General features: G+C 66.5%; 21 protein-coding genes. 15 read left to right on the top strand and 6 right to left on the bottom strand.

Features of this window, described 5'->3' with window-relative positions:
- The first annotated feature begins 4 nt into the window (after window positions 1–4).
- The 13 genes from K320_RS0101755 to K320_RS0101815 all read left to right on the top strand — a co-directional run bounded on the left by K320_RS0101755 (window position 5) and on the right by K320_RS0101815 (window position 13,133).
- Complete coding sequence (locus K320_RS0101755; protein WP_023443884.1) at window positions 5–415, top strand: TIGR03750 family conjugal transfer protein; 411 nt, start codon at window positions 5–7, stop codon at window positions 413–415.
- On the top strand, window positions 412–1,104 hold the full coding sequence (locus tag K320_RS0101760) for a PFL_4703 family integrating conjugative element protein (RefSeq protein ID WP_024537169.1): 693 nt from the start codon (window positions 412–414) through the stop codon (window positions 1,102–1,104). The genes K320_RS0101755 and K320_RS0101760 overlap by 4 nt, the downstream gene beginning before the upstream one ends.
- Window positions 1,101–2,015 (top strand): TIGR03749 family integrating conjugative element protein, encoded by a 915-nt coding sequence (locus K320_RS0101765; RefSeq protein ID WP_024537170.1) that lies wholly within the window; start codon window positions 1,101–1,103, stop codon window positions 2,013–2,015. Before K320_RS0101760 ends, K320_RS0101765 begins: the two co-directional genes overlap by 4 nt.
- On the top strand, window positions 2,005–3,438 hold the full coding sequence (locus K320_RS0101770; RefSeq protein ID WP_024537171.1) for a TIGR03752 family integrating conjugative element protein: 1,434 nt from the start codon (window positions 2,005–2,007) through the stop codon (window positions 3,436–3,438). The genes K320_RS0101765 and K320_RS0101770 overlap by 11 nt, the downstream gene beginning before the upstream one ends.
- The gene (locus tag K320_RS0101775) at window positions 3,419–3,853 is read left to right on the top strand and encodes a TIGR03751 family conjugal transfer lipoprotein (protein WP_024537172.1); all 435 of its coding nucleotides are present in this window, start codon (window positions 3,419–3,421) and stop codon (window positions 3,851–3,853) included. The genes K320_RS0101770 and K320_RS0101775 overlap by 20 nt, the downstream gene beginning before the upstream one ends.
- Window positions 3,853–6,741, top strand: coding sequence for a conjugative transfer ATPase (locus tag K320_RS0101780; RefSeq protein ID WP_024537173.1), 2,889 nt, complete (start codon window positions 3,853–3,855; stop codon window positions 6,739–6,741). Before K320_RS0101775 ends, K320_RS0101780 begins: the two co-directional genes overlap by 1 nt.
- A 13-nt stretch (window positions 6,742–6,754) precedes the next feature.
- The gene (locus K320_RS0101785) at window positions 6,755–7,498 is read left to right on the top strand and encodes a DsbA family protein (RefSeq protein WP_024537174.1); all 744 of its coding nucleotides are present in this window, start codon (window positions 6,755–6,757) and stop codon (window positions 7,496–7,498) included.
- 195 nt (window positions 7,499–7,693) lie between these two features.
- The gene (gene radC / locus K320_RS0101790; RefSeq protein ID WP_024537175.1) at window positions 7,694–8,188 is read left to right on the top strand and encodes a RadC family protein; all 495 of its coding nucleotides are present in this window, start codon (window positions 7,694–7,696) and stop codon (window positions 8,186–8,188) included.
- A gap of 168 nt (window positions 8,189–8,356) precedes the next feature.
- Window positions 8,357–8,806 (top strand): TIGR03757 family integrating conjugative element protein, encoded by a 450-nt coding sequence (locus K320_RS0101795; protein ID WP_024537176.1) that lies wholly within the window; start codon window positions 8,357–8,359, stop codon window positions 8,804–8,806.
- Window positions 8,803–9,747 (top strand): TIGR03756 family integrating conjugative element protein, encoded by a 945-nt coding sequence (locus K320_RS0101800; RefSeq protein ID WP_024537177.1) that lies wholly within the window; start codon window positions 8,803–8,805, stop codon window positions 9,745–9,747. Before K320_RS0101795 ends, K320_RS0101800 begins: the two co-directional genes overlap by 4 nt.
- A 10-nt stretch (window positions 9,748–9,757) precedes the next feature.
- On the top strand, window positions 9,758–11,164 hold the full coding sequence (locus K320_RS0101805) for an integrating conjugative element protein (protein ID WP_024537178.1): 1,407 nt from the start codon (window positions 9,758–9,760) through the stop codon (window positions 11,162–11,164).
- A 79-nt stretch (window positions 11,165–11,243) separates the two neighbouring features.
- Window positions 11,244–11,597 (top strand): hypothetical protein, encoded by a 354-nt coding sequence (locus K320_RS0101810; protein WP_024537179.1) that lies wholly within the window; start codon window positions 11,244–11,246, stop codon window positions 11,595–11,597.
- Between the two features lie 15 nt (window positions 11,598–11,612).
- On the top strand, window positions 11,613–13,133 hold the full coding sequence (locus K320_RS0101815; RefSeq protein WP_024537180.1) for a conjugal transfer protein TraG N-terminal domain-containing protein: 1,521 nt from the start codon (window positions 11,613–11,615) through the stop codon (window positions 13,131–13,133).
- 11 nt (window positions 13,134–13,144) lie between these two features.
- Here K320_RS0101815 and K320_RS0101820 read toward each other — a convergent pair whose 3' ends face one another.
- The 6 genes from K320_RS0101820 to K320_RS18515 are packed head-to-tail and all read right to left on the bottom strand — an operon-like array spanning window position 13,145 to window position 19,093.
- Window positions 13,145–13,519, bottom strand: coding sequence for a DUF3742 family protein (locus tag K320_RS0101820; protein ID WP_024537181.1), 375 nt, complete (start codon window positions 13,517–13,519; stop codon window positions 13,145–13,147).
- 14 nt (window positions 13,520–13,533) lie between these two features.
- Entirely contained in the window at window positions 13,534–14,283 is a 750-nt protein-coding gene (gene qatD / locus K320_RS0101825) for a Qat anti-phage system TatD family nuclease QatD (RefSeq protein WP_024537182.1), read from the bottom strand.
- 13 nt (window positions 14,284–14,296) lie between these two features.
- On the bottom strand, window positions 14,297–15,664 hold the full coding sequence (gene qatC, locus K320_RS0101830) for a Qat anti-phage system QueC-like protein QatC (protein WP_024537183.1): 1,368 nt from the start codon (window positions 15,662–15,664) through the stop codon (window positions 14,297–14,299).
- On the bottom strand, window positions 15,661–16,545 hold the full coding sequence (gene qatB, locus K320_RS19680; protein WP_034342271.1) for a Qat anti-phage system associated protein QatB: 885 nt from the start codon (window positions 16,543–16,545) through the stop codon (window positions 15,661–15,663). The genes qatC and qatB overlap by 4 nt, the downstream gene beginning before the upstream one ends.
- Window positions 16,545–18,488 (bottom strand): Qat anti-phage system ATPase QatA, encoded by a 1,944-nt coding sequence (gene qatA / locus K320_RS0101840; RefSeq protein ID WP_024537185.1) that lies wholly within the window; start codon window positions 18,486–18,488, stop codon window positions 16,545–16,547. The genes qatB and qatA overlap by 1 nt, the downstream gene beginning before the upstream one ends.
- Window positions 18,485–19,093 carry a poly-gamma-glutamate hydrolase family protein gene (locus K320_RS18515; protein ID WP_084301138.1) on the bottom strand — a complete coding sequence of 203 codons (609 nt, stop codon included), beginning with the start codon at window positions 19,091–19,093 and terminating at the stop codon, window positions 18,485–18,487. Before K320_RS18515 ends, qatA begins: the two co-directional genes overlap by 4 nt.
- A 226-nt stretch (window positions 19,094–19,319) precedes the next feature.
- Here K320_RS18515 and K320_RS0101850 point away from each other — a divergent pair, with 226 nt between their 5' ends.
- Together K320_RS0101850 and K320_RS0101855 are read left to right on the top strand one after the other, a co-directional pair.
- Window positions 19,320–20,078 carry a type IV toxin-antitoxin system AbiEi family antitoxin domain-containing protein gene (locus K320_RS0101850; RefSeq protein WP_024537186.1) on the top strand — a complete coding sequence of 253 codons (759 nt, stop codon included), beginning with the start codon at window positions 19,320–19,322 and terminating at the stop codon, window positions 20,076–20,078.
- The gene (locus K320_RS0101855) at window positions 20,071–20,991 is read left to right on the top strand and encodes a nucleotidyl transferase AbiEii/AbiGii toxin family protein (RefSeq protein WP_024537187.1); all 921 of its coding nucleotides are present in this window, start codon (window positions 20,071–20,073) and stop codon (window positions 20,989–20,991) included. The genes K320_RS0101850 and K320_RS0101855 overlap by 8 nt, the downstream gene beginning before the upstream one ends.
- Window positions 20,992–21,097: the final 106 nt, after the last annotated feature.

Here is a 21,097-nt window from a genome sequence, read left to right on the forward strand (position 1 = left end):
AGCGATGGCCGTCCCTTCGGAAACACCGCGCGACACGCTGGTGACCTTTCTGCCGCACCGGCTGAACCGCCAGCCGGTGGTCGTGCGCGGGCTGACCGCCGACGAGTTGTGGATCTGCGCCGGCCTGTCGGCCGCCGCCGGATTCGCACTCGGCCTGCCGCTGGCCTGGCTCACGCACAGCATCGCCATGGTGCCCACGCTGATCGTCGCCGGCATCGCGTTGGGCGTCTTCGTCGGCGGCGGTTTCCTGCGCGCGCAGAAGCGCGGCCGGCCCGACACCTGGCTGTACCGGCAGCTCCAGTGGCGGCTGGCCCTACGGCATCCGGCGCTGGCGGCGCTCCTGGGCGGCCAGCGCCTCATCACCCGCTCGGGCTACTGGACGACCCGACGCAATGCCGATCGAGGTGCGCCATGAGCCGTTTCAAGAACGAGGTTGCGCACCTGCAGGCGCACGTGAAGACGCTGCGTCTGGGGGCCGGCGCGTTGTTCGTGGTGGCGCTGCTGCTCGGCTTCGGTTGGTGGAGTGCGCCGAAGAGTCTGACCATCCATGTGCCGCCGGACCTGCGCTCGGGCAGCACGCGCAAGTGGTGGGACGTGCCGCCCGAGAGTGTGTACGCCTTCTCGTTCTACATCTGGCAGCAGGTGCAGCGCTGGCCCACGAACGGCGAAGAAGACTATCCGCGCAACCTGCGCGCGCTGTCGGCCTACCTGACGCCGAGCTGCCGGGCCTTCCTGCAACAGGACTACGAGTACCGGCGCGCCAGTGGCGAGCTGCGTCAGCGCGTGCGCGGCATCTACGAGATTCCCGGCCGCGGCTACGGCGATGATCCGGCCACGCGCGTCAAGGTGGTTTCCGACCGCGATTGGATCGTCACGCTCGACGTGAGCGCGGACGAATACTACGGCTCCGAGCAGGTCAAGCGCGCCCTGGTGCGCTACCCCATCAAGGTCGTCCGGCTGGACATCGATTCCGAGCACAACCCCTTCGGCCTGGCGCTGGACTGCTACGCCGGCGCACCCCAGCGCATCGAACCGCCGCCGACACCGCCCCAGGCCGGCGCGCCCGCCAACGCCTCCGGCCATCTGCAGGGAGACTCCCCATGAAGCCCATTGCCTTGTCGGCCCTGGCCGGCGTCCTGCTGATCCTCGGTTTGGTGCCGGCCAGCCAGGCCGTGGAAATCCTGCGCTGGGAGCGGCTGCCCCTGCCGGTGCCGCTGGTGGTCGGCCAGGAGCGCGTGGTCTTCATCGACCGCAATGTGCGCGTCGGCGTGCCGGCCAGCGTCGGCGATCACCTGCGCGTGCAGAGTGCAGGCGGCGCGATCTACCTGCGGGCGAGCGAGCCGATTCCGCCCACGCGGCTGCAACTGCAGGACGTGGAATCCGGCGCGCTGATCCTGCTCGACATCGCCGCCGAGCCGGCAAAGGACAGCCAGGCGCCGCTGGAGCCGGTGCGCATCGTGGAAGCGGAAGCCCCCACGAAGCGCTACGGCGGCGGTGCAGCAATCGGCGCGGACGAGCAGGCCGATGCGCCCGCGGGCAAGTCCGTTCCCCGGCGCGAAACGCCGGTTCCGGTCGTGCTGACGCGCCATGCCGCACAGAACCTGTACGCGCCGCTGCGCACCGTCGAGCCGGTCGCCGGCATCGGGCGTGTGAACCTGCGCCGCGGCCTGGCGCTGGACACCTTGCTGCCGACGCTGCCGGTGCACGCGCGGGCGCTGGCCGCGTGGCGCCTGGAAGACCAGTGGGTGACGGCCGTGCGGCTCACCAATACCGCCGCGCGCTGGCTCGACCTCGACCCGCGCGCCCTGCAGGGCAACTTCGTGGCGGCGACCTTCCAGCATCCGAACCTGGGGCCGGCCGGCACCGCGTCCGACACCACGGTGCTCTACCTGGTCACGCGCGGCCACGGCCTGGCCGAGTCGCTGCTGCCGGCGCTGAGCCCGATCGACGCCAACGTGAACTTGCCGCCGGCCGCCGCGGCCGGCTCGACCGGAGGAGCGCGCGATGAAGAGTAATCCGCTGCTCAAGTGGCTGCTGATCCCGATGGCGCTGCTGCTGGTGTTCGTCGGTATCAAGCTGTTCTCCGGCGCCCCGGGCGGCCAGACCGCCTCCAAGGGCGCGGCCAGTACGCTCACGCCCGACGAGATGAAAGCCCTGGGCATCGCAGGCGACACGCCGCGCGATACCGTCGCCACGCTGGTGGCCCAGGTGAAGCAGTTGCGCACCGAACTGCAGAGCGCGCTCGGCGACAACAAGCAGCACAAGGCCGAGAACGAGCGCCTGCGTGCGCGGGAAAGCGCGATCGACCAACGCATCCAGAGCGCGCTGGAAGGCGAGCGCAACCGCCTGGAGCAGGAGCGCACCCAGGTGGCCAGCGACAGGCAGCAGACCCAGGGGCTGCTGCAGGATCTGCAGCGGCAACTGGACGGCCTTGCCGGCAAGGGTGGCCCGTCCGACCTGCCCGTCGGGCTGGGGCTGGAAGAGGGTGACGGCAAGCGCTTCAACCGCGGCACCAGTGGCACGCAGTGGGTCGAGCCCGACGATGCCAAGGTCGACGCCAAGAACGGCAACAAGGAGCCGAGCTTTCCCCTGAGCTTCGGGCCGGCCCAGAAAAGCCTGTCGGCCGCAGTGGAATCCGTCGCCGACGTTGGCAGCCGCGCGGTGGGCGCATCCACGAAGGCGGTCTACACCGTGCCGTCGAACTCGACGCTCATAGGGTCGGTTGCCATGACGGCGCTGATCGGGCGCGTGCCGATCGATGGAACCGTCAACGACCCGTACCCGTTCAAGGTGCTGATCGGCCCGGACAACCTCACGGCCAACGGCATCGACATCCCCGACGTGGCCGGCGCCGTGGTCAGCGGCACGGCCTCGGGCGACTGGACGCTCTCGTGCGTGCGCGGGCAAATCCGCTCGGTCACGTTCGTGTTCCAGGACGGCACCATCCGCACGGTGCCGGAGGACAGCAGCAAGGGCGGTAGCAGCGGCGGCAACTCGGGGCACAACGGCGCCAGCATCCAAGGCGGCCTGGGCTGGATCAGCGACCCTTACGGCATTCCCTGCGTCAGCGGCGAGCGGCGCAGCAACGCCCAGCAGTACCTGGGCAGCCAGGCGCTCATCACCGCGGCCGGCGCCGGCGCGGCCTCGCTCATCAAGTCCGACAACGGCAGCGTGGCCGTGGTCGCCAACAACAACGGCTCGCTGGGCACCGTCGGTATCAGCGGCAACGAAGCGATGGGCCGCATCCTCGCGGGCGGCGTGCGCGACATGGCCGATTGGGTCAACAAGCTCTACGGCCAGGCTTTCGCGGCGGTCTACGTGCAGCCTGGCGCCAAGGTGGCCGTGCATCTGGAGCAGCCACTCGACATCGACTACGACGCCAAGGGGCGTCGGGTCCACCACCGCACCGGAGAAGCCAATGCCTCGGATCTGGATTGACGCGGCCGCCGTGCTGCTGGCGGCCACCCTGCTTGGCGGCTGCGCCACCAGCAAGGAGAAGCTGCTGCCGCACGGCGACAGCACCATGCTCGACATCTGGCATCAGGAGACCGGCGGCAGCGCGGGCGGCGGCCAGGCGGCGCGGCAACTGCTCGATGCGCGCCAGGGCCTGCGCCGGCCGCTGGCCGAGGCCGATGTGCAGGCGGCGCCCGGCGTGCAGGCGCGCTACACCCGTACCGCGCAGAACGAGATTTACCGCCAGTTCCACCGCCTGCCGAACCCCGACCTGGTGATGTACGTGTTCCCGCACCTGGCGGGCACCGACCCGGTGCCGGTGCCCGGCTACAGCACGGTGTTCCCGCTCTATCAGCGCGTGCAGTACGCGATGCCGGGCGAGCGCGTGGAGGACTACTGATGGCTTGGTTGCTGCCGTGGTCACGCAAGCCCGACGCATCGCCTGCTGACGCCGTATATGCGGCCGATGATGCCTGGGCGCGGCACCTAACGGCCCTGGCGGCACAGGGTGTTGCCGGACCGGGCAGCGCGCTCGACCGGGGCAGGCGCAGGCCGGCCACCCAGGCCGACCACGATGCGCTCTATGGCGTCGCGCCGTCGTTCGCGGACTTGCTGCCCTGGGTCGAGTACCTGCCCGGCTCCAAGTGCATGTTGCTGGAAGATGGCCAGTCGGTGGCGGCCTTCTTCGAGCTGGCGCCGGTCGGCACCGAGGGCCGCGAGATGGCCTGGCTATGGCAGGCGCGCGATGCGCTGGAGAACGCCCTGCAGGACTCCTTCGACGAGTTGGACGACAACCCCTGGGTGGTGCAGCTCTACGCCCAGGACGAGGCCGACTGGGACAACTATCTGCGTTCACTGGCGAACTATCTGCAGCCGCGTGCGCTGGGCAGCGCGTTCAGCGACTTCTACCTGCGCTTCTTCGCCCATCACCTGCGGGCCATCGCCAAGCCGGGTGGCCTGTTCGAGGACACCACGGTGACGCGCCTGCCGTGGCGCGGCCAGGTCCGGCGCGTGCGCATGGTGGTCTACCGCCGCACGTCCGCGGCCCCGACCCCGCGGCGCGGCCAGTCGCCCGAGCAGGCGCTGACCACGATCTGCGACCGCCTCGTCGGCGGGCTGGCGAATGCCGGCGTGAAGGCTCGGCGTCTCGGCGCAGCGGACATCCACGCCTGGCTGCTGCGCTGGTTCAACCCGAATCCGACCGTGCTCGGCGCCACTGCTGAAGACCGCGAACGCTTCTACGCGCTGACCCGCTACCCGGAAGAGCGGGAGGAGGGCGAGATCGAACTCGCCAGCGGCACCGACTTCGCACAGCGCCTGTTCTTCGGCCAGCCCCGCTCGGACGTGCCCAACGGCCTGTGGTTCTTCGACGGCATGCCGCATCGGGTGATCGTGATGGATCGCCTGCGCACGCCACCCGTGACGGGCCATCTGACGGGCGAGACGCGCAAAGGCGGCGATGCCATGAACGCGCTGTTCGACCAGATGCCCGAGGACACGGTGATGTGCCTGACGCTGGTCGCCACGCCCCAGGACGTGCTGGAGGCGCACCTCAACCACCTCGCCAGAAAGGCCGTGGGCGAGACCCTGGCCTCGGAGCAGACCCGGCAGGACGTGCAGCAGGCGCGCGGCCTGATCGGCAGCGCGCACAAGCTCTACCGTGGCGCGCTGGCGTTCTACCTGCGCGGCCGCGACCTGGTCCAGCTCGATGCGCGCGGCCTGCAGCTCGTCAACGTGATGCTCAACGCCGGCCTGCAACCGGTACGCGAAGAGGACGAGGTGGCGCCGCTGAACAGTTATCTGCGCTGGCTGCCGTGCGTGTTCGATCCGGCTGCCGACAAGCGCCAGTGGTACACCCAGCTCATGTTCGCGCAACATGCGGCGAACCTGGCGCCGGTCTGGGGCCGCAGCCAGGGCACGGGGCATCCGGGCATCACGTTCTTCAACCGCGGCGGCGGTCCGATCACTTTCGATCCGTTGAACCGCCTCGACCGGCAGATGAACGCGCATCTGTTCCTGTTCGGCCCCACGGGTTCGGGCAAGAGCGCGACGCTCAACAATATCCTGAATCAGGTGACGGCGATCTATCGGCCGCGCCTGTTCATCGTCGAGGCGGGCAACAGCTTCGGCCTGTTCGGCGACTTCGCGGCACGGTTGGGCCTCACCGTGCATCGGGTGAAACTTGCGCCCGGCGCGGGCGTCAGTCTGGCGCCGTTCGCCGACGTCTGGCGCCTGGTCGATACGCCGAGCCAGGTACAGACGCTGGACGCCGATGCGCTCGACGAAGACCAGACCGATGCCGGCATGGCCGTGGAAGGCGACGAGCAGCGCGACGTGCTCGGGGAGCTGGAGATCACTGCACGACTGATGATCACCGGCGGCGAGGACAAGGAAGAAGCGCGCATGACGCGCGCCGACCGCAGCCTGATCCGCCAGTGCATTCTCGATGCGGCCCAGCATTGCGTGGCGGACAGACGCACGGTGCTCACGCGCGATGTGCGCGACGCGCTGCGCGAGCGCGCCCGCGACGCCACGCTGCCGGAGATGCGGCGCGCACGGCTGCTGGAGATGGCCGACGCCATGGATATGTTCTGCCAGGGCGTGGACGGCGAGATGTTCGACCGGTCGGGCACGCCGTGGCCCGAGGCGGACATCACCATCGTGGACCTGGCCACCTTCGCGCGCGAGGGCTACAACGCCCAACTCTCGATTGCCTACATCTCGCTCATCAACACCGTCAACAACATCGCCGAGCGCGACCAGTTCCTGGGCCGTCCGATCATCAACGTGACGGACGAAGGCCACATCATCACGAAGAACCCGCTGCTCGCGCCCTACGTGGTCAAGATCACCAAGATGTGGCGCAAGCTCGGCGCCTGGTTCTGGCTCGCCACGCAGAACCTCGACGACTTGCCGAAGGCGGCCGAGCCCATGCTCAACATGATCGAGTGGTGGATCTGCCTGTCGATGCCACCCGATGAAGTGGAGAAGATCGCGCGCTTCCGCGAACTCAACGCTTCGCAGAAGGCGCTGATGCTCTCGGCGCGCAAGGAGGCCGGCAAGTTCAGCGAGGGCGTCATCCTGTCCAAGTCGATGGAGGTGCTGTTCCGCGCCGTGCCGCCCAGCCTCTACCTGGCGATGGCGATGACCGAGCCCGAGGAGAAGGCCGAACGCTTCCAGTTGATGCAGCAGCACGGCATCAGCGAACTCGATGCCGCCTTCCGCGTGGCCGAGAAGGTCGACCGTGCGCGGGGCATCGAACCCCTGGCGCTGGACACGTTGGCCTGACGGGAGCAACACGATGCGCATGCCTTCATTCGTCCGCCGTCATCCCTGGATCGGTCTGCTGATCGTGGCGACGATTGCGGTTGCCTCGTGGATGCTGCTGCGCGTGCCGCATCCGGTAACCGAGCCCATGTCCCTGGCCGTCGCCGGGTCCGAAGCGTCGAAACCGGCCGGCCCGCCCTGGTTGTATGGCCGTGCCGATGCGCGCTTCACGGTGGTCGGGTACGCCGACCTGGAGTGTCCGTACTGCCGGGCCTACTTCCCCGCGCTCAAGCGCTGGATCGACGCCCATCCCGAGGTGAACTGGCAGTGGCACCACCTGCCGCTGTCCATGCACGAGCCGGCCGCGACTGCCGGGGCACGCCTGGCCGAGTGCGCGGGCGAGACGGGCGGACATGCCTCGTTCTGGCAGGCCGAGGCATGGCTCTACGCGAACACCCGTGGCGACGGCCAGGGCCTGCCGGAGGGCCTGCGCTATCCCGACCTCACGCCAGCCATGCAGGGTTGTCTCGACAGCGAGCGCCCCGATGCCGTCATCCGTGCCCAGGCGGCGGAAGCGGTACAGCAGGGCATCGCGGCGACGCCGGCCCTGCAACTGCGCGACCGCGAGTCCGGCAAGACCCTCCTGCTGCATGGTCCCGTCGAAGGCGATGCCTTGCTGTCGGCCATCGACCTGCTCGCCGCCGGCAGAACGACCGCAGCCGAACCCGCCCATTCCCCAGACATGCCCGCCGGCGTCGCCGATGACATGCCCAGGTAGCCATCGATCTTCAAGGCTACGGCGCGGCTCGTCCGCGTTGATCGAAACCCGTTCGCATCGCATCCCTTGACGCGAACAGCCACCGCATCCGCGGTGGTGGATGCCCGCTCGTCACCTGTTCCATCCCCATCGTCCCCAGGAGGGTTTGCCCTCCTGGGGCAGGCGCCCTCCGATCTCATCCATTGGAGGTTCGCCATGTCTCTTGTCATCGCCGACTCCTGCCCGGAGTCGCTCACCCTGATCGCCGCCCAGCACGAAGACTGGATCATCCGGCAGGCCATCACCCTGCTGGAGAACCGCGTGTTCAAGGCCGGTCCGGCGCTGGGCAGTCCCGCCGCCGTGCGCGACTACCTGCGCCTGAAACTGGTCGCGGAGCCGAACGAAATCTTCGCCGTCGTGTTTCTCGACAACCAGCACCAGGTGCTCGCCTTTGAGCCGCTGTTCAAGGGCACGGTCGACCAGACTTCGGTGTATCCGAGGGTGGTGGTCCAGCGTGCGCTGGCGCTCAACGCTTCGGCGCTGATCCTGGCGCATCAGCATCCCTCAGGGAACACCGAGCCCTCGGTCGCTGATCGTGCGATCACCGAGCGGCTGAAGAGCGCCCTTGCCACCGTCGATGTCCGGGTGCTGGATCACTTCATCGTCGGCAAGGGCAGCCCGTACTCGTTCGCCGAAGCCGGCTTGCTGTAGCAGCACCACCCCACGCGCATTCATTTCATCACCACGGGAGCCCTTGGCTCCCGCTTCTTTTTCGCCGGCCCGCAGGAAATCGGGACTGACCGGTTTCGGTTTCTTTGTCGTTCCCTGATCTGCGTTGCGCTCGACTACGAGTCTGCATCGACTCCGCGGAGGCGCGACATGCCGGCTCATTCCCTCAACCTTCCTGCCGCCTCGCGGCGCCCCCTGGCCGCCAGGCTAACCGCTGGACTGTGCGCCGCGCTGCTCGTTCCCATCGCGGCGGCCGCCGATGTGCTCGTCGTCACCGACAGCCATCATCCGGTGCAGGCCCCGGCCGGCGTGCGGGTCATCGAGCTGGACCAGGCCACGCGCATCGAGGTCGAACTCGCCGGGCACCTGCCGGCCGACCCGCAACAGGCCGCAGCCGTGGTGCGGCAGCGGTTGCATGGCGGCGGCGAGGCCCTTCAGCGCCGCATCGGCCACGCCTACCAAGGTGTCGCGGATGCCTGGGGGCTGGGCATCGCCAAGATTCCCGCCGTGGTGGTCGATCGACGCTTCGTGGTCTACGGCGAGCCCGACGTGTCCCGCGCCGTCGCGCGCATCAACGCCTACCGGAGCACGCAACCATGAGCCTCCTGCTGGCACGCCGGCGCCTGCGCGCCACCGCCGCCTCGCTGCTGCTGGGCGCAGCCACATCGACGTTTGCCCTGGACACCGCCACCATCGTCTCGTCGGCGCTGTCCCCCGACTGCCTCGAATACCGCGTGGTCGGAATCTGCTACTGGCTGTACTGCACGCCCTTCGGCTGCTCGGTTCGCACCTCCGTCAAGGTGCGCCACTACGTCCCCGATGCGGTGGTGTCGAGCTACTCGAACACCGGCGAAAACCCGTGGCTGGAAGTCAGGGCGATGAGCATGCCCAACCCGACCGCCAAGGCTGGCGGTGACGGCACGACCAATCACGACAACGAGAACAACCTCGCCAAGTTCAAGAACGCCGATGTCATCGGCCATCCGGCCGGGATGGTGTTCAGCCAGTTCGCCAGCGCCTCCGGCTACACCTGCGAAGGCGCTGGCACGGCCTTCATGCCGTATCTGTTGAGCACGCTCGACACGATCGCCTGGCGCTACAACATCCCGGAAGCGTTCTACCCCGAAGCGCTCATCCCCGGCCGGCGCGAAATCGGTACGCGCACCGGCCTGAACCTCTGGGGCAACGTGTATCCCCGCGGGGGCTTCCTACACCAGACCGACGACCACAAGAGCGGCGGAGTGGTCGCGCAGCGCGCGGGCGACATCGTGACGCGCCGCAACCAGATTCACGTGTACCAGCCTCTGCTGGCCAACGCCCGCGACGGCTACTGGCCGGCCGGTGCGCTGATGGAGACCGACGCCTCGACGGGCAAGTGGCAGGAGCTGACGCCCACGCTCTCGAACAGTTGCGTGGTCTTCCCGCACAGCCGCACCCGCGTGCAGGCCCAGCAAGGCGACTACGCCTGGGCCTTGTGGCGGCCGTACTCCTGCTGCCGGCGCCGTGGTCAGGTCTTCCTCGGCAGCGTCGATTTCATGTGAGGAACCCACGATGAACGCCTCCCTCCCTGACTTCCTGTGCCGCGCGAAGTCGCACCTGCGGGCCACGCTGCTCGTGGCGGCCATCACGCTGGTCGTCGGCGCCGCCTGGGCGCAGACCCGCATCGACCCCAATGGCGTGAACGCCAGCGGCAGCGTGATCGGCGACGACGTGCTCTACAGCATCGGCGGCGGCAGAGCCGTGTCGATGGGGAGTGCCGGCAACATGCAGAGCATCGGCGTGGGGATCGGCTGGAACAGCAACCTGATCTGCGGCGACATGAGCATCACCACGACGCTGCAGAACCAGCTCAACGGCATCACCAACGGCTTCCAGACGATCATGAGCAACGTGATCCAGAACGCCACCAGCGCCGTGGCCTCGCTGCCGGCCCTGATCATCCAGCGCGCCGACCCGGGGCTCTACAACCTGCTGACCAACGGCATCCTCCAGGCGCGCCTGGACTTCGACCGCTCGAAGATGACCTGCCGGGCCATCGCCAATCGGATGGCGGACATGGCCGGCGGCCAAGCCGGCTGGGACCAGCTCGCCGAGGGGATGGCGCTGCGGGATGCGGTCAGCAGCACCGATGCCGTCTCCGCCATCGAGCAGGCCGAGTCCAACAAAGGGAACAACGGCGTGCCCTGGGTCGGCGGCGGCAACGCGGGTGGCTCTGGCCAGAGTTCGATCAAGGTGGTCGGCGATGTGACGCGCGCGGGCTACAACCTGCTCAACGGGCGCAGCGCCACCGATACCTCGTCGATCGCGCGCAGCGCCTGCGGCAACCGCCTGACCTGCCAAACCTGGTCGTCGCCGGGCGCGGCCGCGGCCTTTGCGAATCGAGTTTTGGGCGAACGCGAGCAACGCACCTGCGAAAACTGCACGAAGACCCAGACCACGCCTGGCGTCGGGCTCACGCCAGTGATCCAGGAAGAGTACGAGACCAAGCTGCAGGTGCTGCAGGAGCTGGTGACGGGCGCCCGGCCGACGACGCTGGCCAATCTCGACGCAGCCGGCAGCAGCTCGCTGCCGATCACCCGCGGCGTGATCGAGGCCCTGCGTGACGAACCCGACCAGGACGTGCTGGGCCGGCGCCTCGCGTCCGAGGCGGCGCTGTCCAGCGTGCTGGAGAAGGCCCTGTTGCTGCAACGCACGTTGCTGACCGGCAAGAAGGAGCCGAACGTCGCCGCCAACGAGCTGGCCGTGCAGGCGGTCGACCAGGAGAACAGCGCACTGGAGCAGGAGATCAACAACCTCAAGACTGAGCTGGAGCTGCGGCGCACGCTGGCCGGCAACTCGGCGATGGCGATCATCCAGCGCCACAGCACCCGCGCTGCCGGCTCGCGCGGCGTCTTCGAGGGCGACACCACACGTGACCGTCTGCGGGAAGTCCAGAAGCCGCGGAGCGGTACGCCATGAGCGCGCCCGCACGGCCGCCCGAAGGGCGCGCGAACCTCCCCAGGGGAGGATGTCGCGCTAGCGACAGGAGGGTAGTCCAGTGAACCGGCTGGCCTGGCTGCGGCTGCCATGGCTGTTCAACCGCCGCGTCGGCGTGGCGCTGCTGTGGACCTTGCTGGTGGTGGCCGCCGCGGTGGCGGTGAACATCGCCGGCATCCACGTGGTCGGCGGCGTCGAGGGCTGGCAGCACTGGCTGCAGGCGCACGCCGGCCACTTCTTCGTGTGGCGGCTGTGCCTCTACGGAGCGACGGCTTACGCCTGGTGGTGGATGCGTCGGCGCCTGTTGCGGCGGGAGCCGTCCCGCGAGACGCATCAGCGCCTGCTGCGCACGGAGATCGCGGCCGTGATCGCCGTGGTCGCGCTGGAAGCCAGCCAACTGTTGCGGCACGGCTGAGACCGGGAGGCAGGCATGACGCTCTACACCACGGACTACCTGGAGTATTACCTGACCCTGGTGGCTTGGGTGGTCAACAACGGCATCTGGAGCATTCTCGTGGCGAGCGGCGTGTTCGCGCTGCCGTTCGTGGCCATCGTGATCCAGGAATGGCTCAAGGCCCGCAGCGAAGGTGCGGACGAAGGCAACAAGGGCGTGCTGTCGTCGATGCGCATCGAGAACCGGGTGTGGGTGGCGATCGTGGTCATCATGTTCGCCGGCATCCCGTTCATCCCGGTGGATCTCGCCACGATCAGGTTCGACACCACGCGCTCCGCGCAATGCCAGGTCAGTGTCCCGCTGCCCAACGACACGGGCTGGTCCAACGTCTACACGGCGCTCAACGACCAGAGCGCGCTGGTGCCGGTGTGGTGGTTCTTCATGCACGCGCTGTCGAAAGCCGTGACGGGCTCCGCGGTGGCGGCGATTCCCTGCGGCACGGACCTGCGTCAGATTCGCATGGATGTGGATGCCACGCGCATCGACGATCCGGTGCTGGCACAGGAGGTCGCCGACTTCACGCACGACTGCTACGGGCCGTCGCGCGCCAAGCTGTTCATGAACCGGCCGACGCTCTCCGACGAGCAGATGAACGACGTCACCTGGATCGGGTCGAGTTACTTCCTCGACACGCCCGGCTTCTATGACACCTATCGCGCCAAGACCCCACGCACGGCCTGGCCCTACGACGCGACCCGCGATGCGGGGCTGGCACAGGTGGACAGCGGCGGCGGCTATCCGTCCTGCCGGCAGTGGTGGGCCGATGGCGGCCAGGGACTGCGCAGCCGGCTGCTGGCACAGGTCGACCCGGACCTGCTGACCCGCATCGGGCGCTGGGTGGGCTTCCTGTCGCAGAGCGAGGTCAATGACTCGGTGATCCGCGCCGTCGTCTCACCGCGGCAGCAGAAGATGAACCAGGGCGCCGTCTACACCGACTACGGCGGCCAGATCGACAAGACGCTGCCGAACATCGTCACGCGCGGCGCGAGCGACCTGGGGCTGACCGTCGGCTCGCTGGGCTTCTTTCCCGCGATGGATGTGGTGCGCCAGGCGCTGCCGATGGTGCTGACGATGCTCAAGATGGCGCTCGTCATCTGCATCCCGCTGGTGCTGCTGATCGGCACCTACGACCTGAAGACGGTGGTGACGGTGAGCTGCGTCCAGTTCGCGCTGTTCTTCGTGGACTTCTGGTTCCATCTCGCGCGCTGGATCGACAGCACTATCCTCGATGCCCTCTATGGCTGGGGATTCGGGGCAAATCGGCCGCACACCAACTTCGATCCCCTGATCGGCCTGAACAACGCCTTCGGGGACATGCTGCTGAACTTCGTCATGGCGGCAATGTTCCTCGTACTGCCGAGCTTGTGGGTTACCGCACTGGGCTGGGTAGGTGTTCGTGCTGGCGGCATGCTTCAAGGTTTGGCAAACGGGACCAGGGACGCAGGGCAAGCAGGTGGCAAGGGATCGAATCTATTGATCAGCGCTGCCAAAAAGTAGCTTGCCGTACATCAGTCGTCTTCAAACCGCGGGTCTGGATCGTCGTTGTGCATCGTTGGGTGATAGAACAGACCTTCCCGGTGATCGCGCTCATCTGCCTTGCGACCGAGAAAATCGGAATCGCTTTCCGTGTTGTCTTGCCTTGCGATCCAAGCCGCAGCCAAGATGCCCCCAATCAGCAACGCCAGCCAGAACGCGACGTAGAGCAGTATCCCGAGCGCCGTGAGCTTGAGTACCGCGAGAACGACCTTGGCAACGTTCGGCGTCCATCCTTGAGCCACCAGCCATCCATTCGCCCGGCGATCCAAACCCACGCAACCTCGCCATGCCCGACCCAACATCCGGCCCAGGCGTTCCGCGAAAGTTGTCTGTACAACGGGTTTCATGATGACTACCAGGGTTATGCCAAAAGGGCTCGAAGGTTGCCGCGAATGACGTCCGCCATTTCGGCCGCTTGCATACCGCGCAACCGGCCTAGAGCTTCCACCACGATTGCCACATCGACCGGTTGCGAGGGTCGCTCGCCGGTGCGGGTGAAGGGCCCATCTGTCTCAGTCAGTATCCGATCCAAGGGGATGGTCTGAACCATCGCGGCGTGCCTCTCCTTGTCCAGCATTCCCGCATTGATCGAGAAGTAGCAACCCAGTTCCAACGCTCGCTTCGCCTCGCTTTGCGTTCCCGTGAACCAGTGAAGAACGATCTTGCCACGTTCCGGCGGCAGATGCGCCTCGACAAGATCGAGCACCGGCTTGGCCGACCTAATGCTGTGGGTCGTGATGATCTTGCCACCCGCCTCAGCGCAACGTTGCAACACGTGCTGAAACACGCGCTTCTGGGCATCGAGCGACTTGAAGAACCGAGGACCGGCGTCCAACCCGACCTCGCCGACATAGCGAGTCTCTGAAAGATACCGGTCCCATAGCTCGATCTCGTTCTCGCGCTCCGCGACCAACTGCGGGTGCAGCCCAAGCGCCGCCCGGACATGCTTCGTGCGCTGTGCGAGTTCGTGGTTGCGAGGCCAGGCGCGAGGTGTCGTCGTCACCGCCAGCGTGAACACCCCGGCCGCCTCAGCTTCCCGAACCGCCACGGCATGGTCTGGGTAAAGATCGAGGTGGCAATGGAAGTCCACGAGACCGGTTGTTGCGATCATGCGCGCACCCTAGTCAACTCGGCCGCGCCTCGACGCCATCGATGAGCCGGGCGACTTCATCAAGGCCGCGCCGGTAGACATCGGCGAGTTCATCGAGGTGCGCAGCCTCGTCGGCAAGCGAGCCGGGTTTATGGATCAAGAGGTTCGCAAGCTCCGGTCGCCCTTTCAAGCGCTCGATTGCGTACTGAAACGACCTGACCTGCTTTCCGGGCGACTCGCGCGTGTCCAGTGGCTGCGCGCGGAGGTCCGGCACGGTGTACGTCGTCGAATCGTTTCCGTTGCCCCATGCCGCCATCAGCGCCGCACGGCGAATCAGGCACGGCAAGCAATAACCGCAGTGCTCGATGCCGAGCCCCTGCCACCGGCCCTTGGTGGGGGAGGAACACGACAGAGAGTCCGTCGCCAACTTCTTCAAGAGTGCTGGGTTGCGACAGCCCGCGGCCATCTCGCCCTTCGTCTTGTCCCAGTAGGGATTCCGGATCTCCCCGTCTATGCCGAGGGCACCGAGCAGGTCGTTCCACCTTGCCATGTAGTACGGGTGCGTCGTGCGGGTACTGTTCGAGCCCAGCCGCAGTGGGTCCAGCGGCACATTCAGAGCGATCAGCCCGTTCTCGGGAACCCGCAGCGTGAAGCGTCGTCCCAGTCCAGTACCAGCGAACACCCCGAGCGCGAGGAACAGGAACGATCTTCCCCGCGTGCTGTTCTCCGAGCCGACTCCTTCCACGAGGCCATCGTCGAAGGTCATTCCGACGCGTAGCCGCTCGAAGGATGACCTGTCGTAGTGCTTCTTCAAGCCCGTAAGCAACTTGCCCTGCGCGTCGCTGGTGGCGCCTTCACCGAAGTGACTGACCAGCAATGGGGTCGCGCCGTCCTCCAAGAGGTCTATGGCGCCGATAAGGCTGTCAAGCCCGCCCGAAAAGAGGCTCAGGGAGTCGAAGGGTGGACAGATAAGACTCGGGGGCGCCTCCTCAGCGATCGTCGCGAACCGAGCCGGACGCGCCCTGAACCCGATCGTCCATTGATCTCCCGTCAAGAAATCCAGCGACTTCTTCAGCGTCGCTGTCGCAGTTCCCCAACGAACCGGATCACTGACCGGAACAACCAGACGAATCTCGCGCGTCCAGGAGTCTTGCGATTGCTCGGCGCGCGAGATGCGCGTGTCCGCGGCATGCACGTGAGCAGCCAGCACTAGCAGGTCGACGCCAATCTCCGAGGGAAAAACGCCGATCTTCTTCAAGCTGGTTAGCGCACCACCGATGCCATGGTCCAGGGACTTCTCGCCGGCGACGAGCTGCAAGTAGGTCCTCTGTTCATCCACACCGACTGGAACGTCAACGTGGTCATCGGGACCGAAGCGCCCCGCCAAGAGTTGTCGCTTCATTGGTTGGCCTCCGCATCCCCCAGGGTCTGCAGGATCGCAAACGCGGACTCGTACACGGTGTCCACGAAGGTTTGAATCCGTTCGGGCGTGAGATTCGGTGACTCCGCCCGGGCCCGGGTCAGCGCGTCGCTCACCCCGCCCCGAATGAAGTCGCGCAACTGCTGCTCGACGCGGTGCGCCGCTTGGGCATCCGCCGGCATCGTCACGGCCTTGGTGCCGATGTCATTGCAGATCCGCGCTTCGATCGCATGCGTGGCGTACAGCTCGAAGACCGTTTGCATCTGATCGGGCGTGAAGGTGGTCAGGTCAGTCAACCCTTCGCTGGCCAGTTCAACGACGGTTTCGATGTAAGCCTCACGGGCGATGCCTTCATCGACGGTGCCTGCGCCCGGGCAGATGTAGTCGGCCAGGCCCACGAAAATCTCGGTGATCGGACGACCTGCCAGGGACTCCAAGTCGAGCGCGCGCAAGGCCTCGCGCACCCCCCGCGCCTGCGCGTCAACCAGGAAGCCGAGAAGGCGCGCGCCGGCACCGCGAGAGGCTCCCATTCGCTGGGCTGCCTGCCGGGCACCGCCGGCGGATGTGGAGACGTATCTTGAGACGGCTCGGCCAAGGTTGGCCCTGTCAGTGCCGCCGGAACCAGCAAATCGCGTGAAGCAATTGCGGGCGCCGGAGAAACGCTGCGGGTCCGCCGTTCTTGGAATGGGCAGGCGATTTGGCGGCACAGGCGGCGCGCCGCCGTCGGCCGGCGGCTGGCCGTCCGGCCCAGCTCCCGTGCCTGCGGGAGCTGCGGGAGCCTCACCGCCATCAGCGCCGCCGAGCCATGACGGAACAAGCGGAGTACCGCCGCCAGGGCCACCGTAAGCCGTCGAAGTCCCCATCAGCGTCCTCCCTTCACGTCCTTGAGGGCCGCTTCGGCGCTTGCTTTGAGGCCCGGGTTATTGGCGACCTTGCTCCACTCGCCCAGCAGCTTCGTTAGGCGGGCGGCGCATTCGGCATCTTTGATGACACCCTGCCAGCCGCTGACAGTCCATGGGCCACACTTGCCACTTGGCAATGCTTCCAAAAAATCCATCAACCGGCCCTGCAAGCCAGGTTGCGCCTTCACGAGGACGACAAGGCCATCAACACCCGCGGGCTTGGTGTCGAAGGTGCCCGTGCTCATGATCTTGGTGCGCACGGCCTCGAACACCTTCTCCGCTTCGGGCTGCACGAGCTGCTTCAACTCGGCCTCGTAGCCCTGGACGGTCATCTTGCCGCCGAACAGCTTCTCCACCACGCCGGCCAAGTGACCCAGCACGGACACCGGGCCGAAGTAGTCCTTCTTGTCCTTCGTCACGAACAAGTAGGGGCGTAGATCGAGACCCGAGAGTTTGGGTGACAGGCGCGCCCAGTCGCACACCGTGTCCGACGACCGCCATTCAGCCAATACGGCGTTGTCAAGCGCGGGCCCTGGCTCGCCGGCTCTCTGTCCCTTCCGCTCGCCGGCCTGAGACTCCTTGCCGTCGGCCGTCGCCAGCCCCTTTTCAAGCGTATCGAGGTCCTCGCATAGCCCCTGCGGGTGGACCGCGGCGACAAACGCGATCTGCTCGAACAGCCTCGGGATGAAGCGCTCAGCGAGCATGAGCTTCGCGAGCACGGGCAGTTTGACATCGTCCCCGAATCCGCGCGCGGCCGCAGTACGCTCACGCAGCAGCAGCGTGTTGAGGAAGCGTTTGATCTGACGCGGGTTGCCCTTCGTACCGCTCGCCAGGATGGGGCCAATCTGGTCACTGAGGGCAAGCGCGTTGTTCGCCTTCTCGGCTTGCTTGCTGAGCGCCGTCTTGACGGTCGCCGCATCCAAACCGCCACTGGTCCAAGGACGCTTCAGCTTCTCACGCGCCACGCCAATCAAGTTCGCATAGTCGGCGTCGTTCTCGCCGATCTCGGCGCCGGCCAGCAGCAGCGTGACGTAAATCCGCGTCTCGGTCTCGCCCAGCGCCGGGATACGGAATGGGACCTGGATGAGCTTTTCGAGGTAGTTGCGTGCGTAGTCCCGCGGTCCGGTGCTGTCCGGCAGATCGGGAAAGTGCTTGCGCACCGCATACTCGATCATCGCCTCGTCGGCCGCGACGACGAACGCCGTCCGGGCGGTGAACACGAACAACCGGATCGCTTCGAGCGTTTCGATGGCGGTGTCGGGCAAGCACCGGTCGAGGTCATCGATCAGGACGATGAGCTGCTTGATGCCCGCGTCCTTCAGGAGCTGGTCGAAGGCCTTGCGGAACGCCTCGACCTCCTCGGGCACATTCTTTGTTTCGCCCGGCTTCAGCACGGCCTTCACCTCGTCGATCGCCGTCGAGAGGTTTTCTTTCGTGGCGAGCTTGGCAGGATCCGCCACCACCGCTTCGAGCGATGCGACGATGGCTCCGATTTGATCGGGTGTCGGAATGCCTGTGAACGCGGTCAGGGCGAGGCCGCCGGCTCTCTTCGCCACCTTCAGCCAGTCGATGCGCCGGAAGACATCCTTGACCGCGGCCGCGGCCTTGTTCAGGGCCGGACGCTTCTCGACCAAGCCCGTGACGATCCCCTCGATCAGGGCGATCTTGGCATCCTCGAAGCCTTGAAAGCGCCATCCGTTGAACTTGAGGCACAGGACTTCGTCCTTGTCGGCGAACCCCGCCTCGATCATTTCGAGCACGCTGGACTTGCCCGCACCCCAGTCGCCATGCACGCCGATCGTCACCGGATGGTCGGGCCTGGCGCGAAGCAACTCGATGATCGTGGTCGCGATGGCCTCGTTGTTCAGCAGGTCGACCCGGGTTTCGTTGTCGGTCAGAATCATCGGCGTTGATCTCCCCCTGGCAGTTCGTTTGGCAAGTTCAAGAGTACGGAGCGGATAGCTGCGGACACCGCATCACGCGGCCCATCCAGCCTGAGACCAAGGGTCAATTCAACTTGCACGCCAACACCGCGCCGTCCCCGATTGCAGATGTTGTTCGGATCGGTTGCCGGGAATGAGTGCCCCTTCAGATCGACTTCCACACCAAGCCGAGCAATGGCTTGTCCGATGGATATCTTCAATGGGTCGTCAAGGCCGCCCATCAGGACGCGCTGTGCCTTGCCGGCGCAGCCGTGGATCGCGACCACGTGGTCGCAGGCGGATAGCAGTGCCAGGCAGCGCGGTTCATCAAATTTGTGGCTGGTCAGATGAAGTGCAGCGTAGTTGCCAGCCTGACGAATTCCTTCGAACAGATAGAGATTGATGTCCGTGCCAGCGACCGCTCGCGCGATGTCCGACGTGAACTGCTCAATACCTCCGCCATGCGGTGCGATGACGGCGATGGATGATCCGGCGAACGGGCGTACATGCACCCTGTAGTCCGTTTCTTCGGCTTGCGCGCTGGCTAAGTCGGCATAGCCGCCATATCCATCGGCAAGGCTACTCATCGCGCCCCTCGACTGGGAGTGCCGGCCCTTGGAGCGATGCCAGCAAGATTGGGCACAGCGGCTCAGGCATCAGGCCCCCGTTCGAAGGATGCGGCTGGCCGAGCCGGGTTGGCTTGGGTCGCAGAGCGATTAGATTCTGCATTAGAAATCAAACCTTATGCTACTTTCTCTGCGAGTTCTAGCGATAGCTCTAGGGGCTGATTGGATTCCGTGCTATCTTTATAACATGGATGGAAATTCTAGGCACCAAGTAATCAAGCGGCTGCAGGCGGGACTCCCCCGCGGGGCGCCGTTCGACCTTGCCACCCTGAGCCAGTTCGGGGTGTCGCCCCAGCTCGCCGCTCACTATGCCGACGGCGGGTGGATCGTGCGCCTGGCCCATGGCGTCTATGCCTTCCCGAACGATGAGTTCGGGGTCTACGGTGCCCTGAAGTTCCTGCAACAGCGCGTGCCCGGCCTGCACGTCGGCGGCAAGAGCGCCCTGGCCCTGCAGGGTGTGCGGCACAACCTGGGCAGCCGGGAGACGCTGGTGCTGTGGGGCGACGGTCGTTTCGCGTTGCCGGCCTGGTTCACCTCGCGCTTTCCGGCCCGCTACGTCCACGCCCGCCTGTTCGACTGGCCGGACACGACGCTGGCCAGCAAGACCCTGACCACGCCGCCTGGCCTGCCCGAGGATCTGCGGGTGGCAGCCCCCGAGCGTGCCGTGCTGGAGCTGCTGTACGAAGCCGGCGTCAAGCAGAGCCTCGAAGAGGCCCGCAACCTCTTCGATGGACTGCGTTCCCCCCGCAAGGACTTGCTCGGGCAACTGCTGTCCTGCTGCGCCAGCGTGAAGGCCGTGCGCCTGTTCCTGACCTGGGCGCGCGAGACCAGCCTCGTGGATGTCGATGCCCTGCTGGAGCAGTACCCGGTTCGCACCGGCAGCAACACGCGCTGGATGAGCCGGCTCGATGACGGCACTTTGCTGAGCCTGAGACCTCATGGATAAGACCTACGCGGACACCGTTCGCCTGCTGCTGGCCGTCGCGCCCGACGTGTTCGCCAACGACATCTTCGCCATGAAGGGCGGCACGGCCATCAACCTCTTCGTGCGGGACATGCCGCGCCTTTCGGTGGACATCGACGTGGTGTACCTCCGGTGGCAGACGCCGCGCGACGAAGCGCTGCAAGCCATCAACCAGGAGCTGGCCGCCATCGCCACGCGCGTTGCGCCACTGGGCGTGCAGACACGCCTGGTTCGCGCCAAGGACCTGGGAGACACCAAGCTGATCGTCGAGAACGACGCCAGCCAGGTGAAGATCGAGGTCAATGTCGTGTTCCGCGGCAGCGTGCTGCCCGTCGAGCGGCGGCCGCTGAGCGCCAAGACCAGCGATCTGTTCGGCGTCGAGTTCGAGCTGCCGGTTCTGGCACCGGACGAGCTGTACGCCAGCAAGCTGGTGGCCGCGCTGGATCGACAGCACCCCCGCGACCTGTTCGACGTGTGGCAGCTCTTTGAGTCGGGCGACATCAGCGACGGCATGGTCGAGTGCTTCGTGATCTATTTGGCGGGCCACAACCGGCCGCCTCACGAAGTGCTGTTCGGCAACGACAAGGACATCGCCGGCGAGTACGAGCGGGCCTTTGTCGGCATGACCGAAGTGGACTGCTCCCTGGAGATGCTGCTCGATGCTCGTGCCAGGCTGCGGCGCGAGCTGCCACAGCGACTGAGCACCGCGCACAGGCGGTTTCTGAGCGGGCTGGCGCGCGCAGAACCGGACTGGTCGCTGGTGCAGTGCCAGCACGCCGCGCAACTGCCGGCACTGCGCTGGAAGCTGAGCAATCTCGAAACCTTCCGCAAACGCCGTCCCGACGACTTCGCAGCGCAATCCGCCGCCCTCGACACCGGCTTGGGCCAGAGCTGACGAACGTCCCGCAGCGCCCCAATGCCGGGATTGCCCCATGCCGCATTCATCGTGGCATCCACGAAGCAGCGGCCCTATACCCAAAGGCTCCGACAAAGGCCAAAGG

The sequence above is a fragment of the Comamonas badia DSM 17552 genome, assembly GCF_000484635.1.
GTDB classification, from domain to species: Bacteria; Pseudomonadota; Gammaproteobacteria; order Burkholderiales; family Burkholderiaceae_C; genus Comamonas_C; species Comamonas_C badia.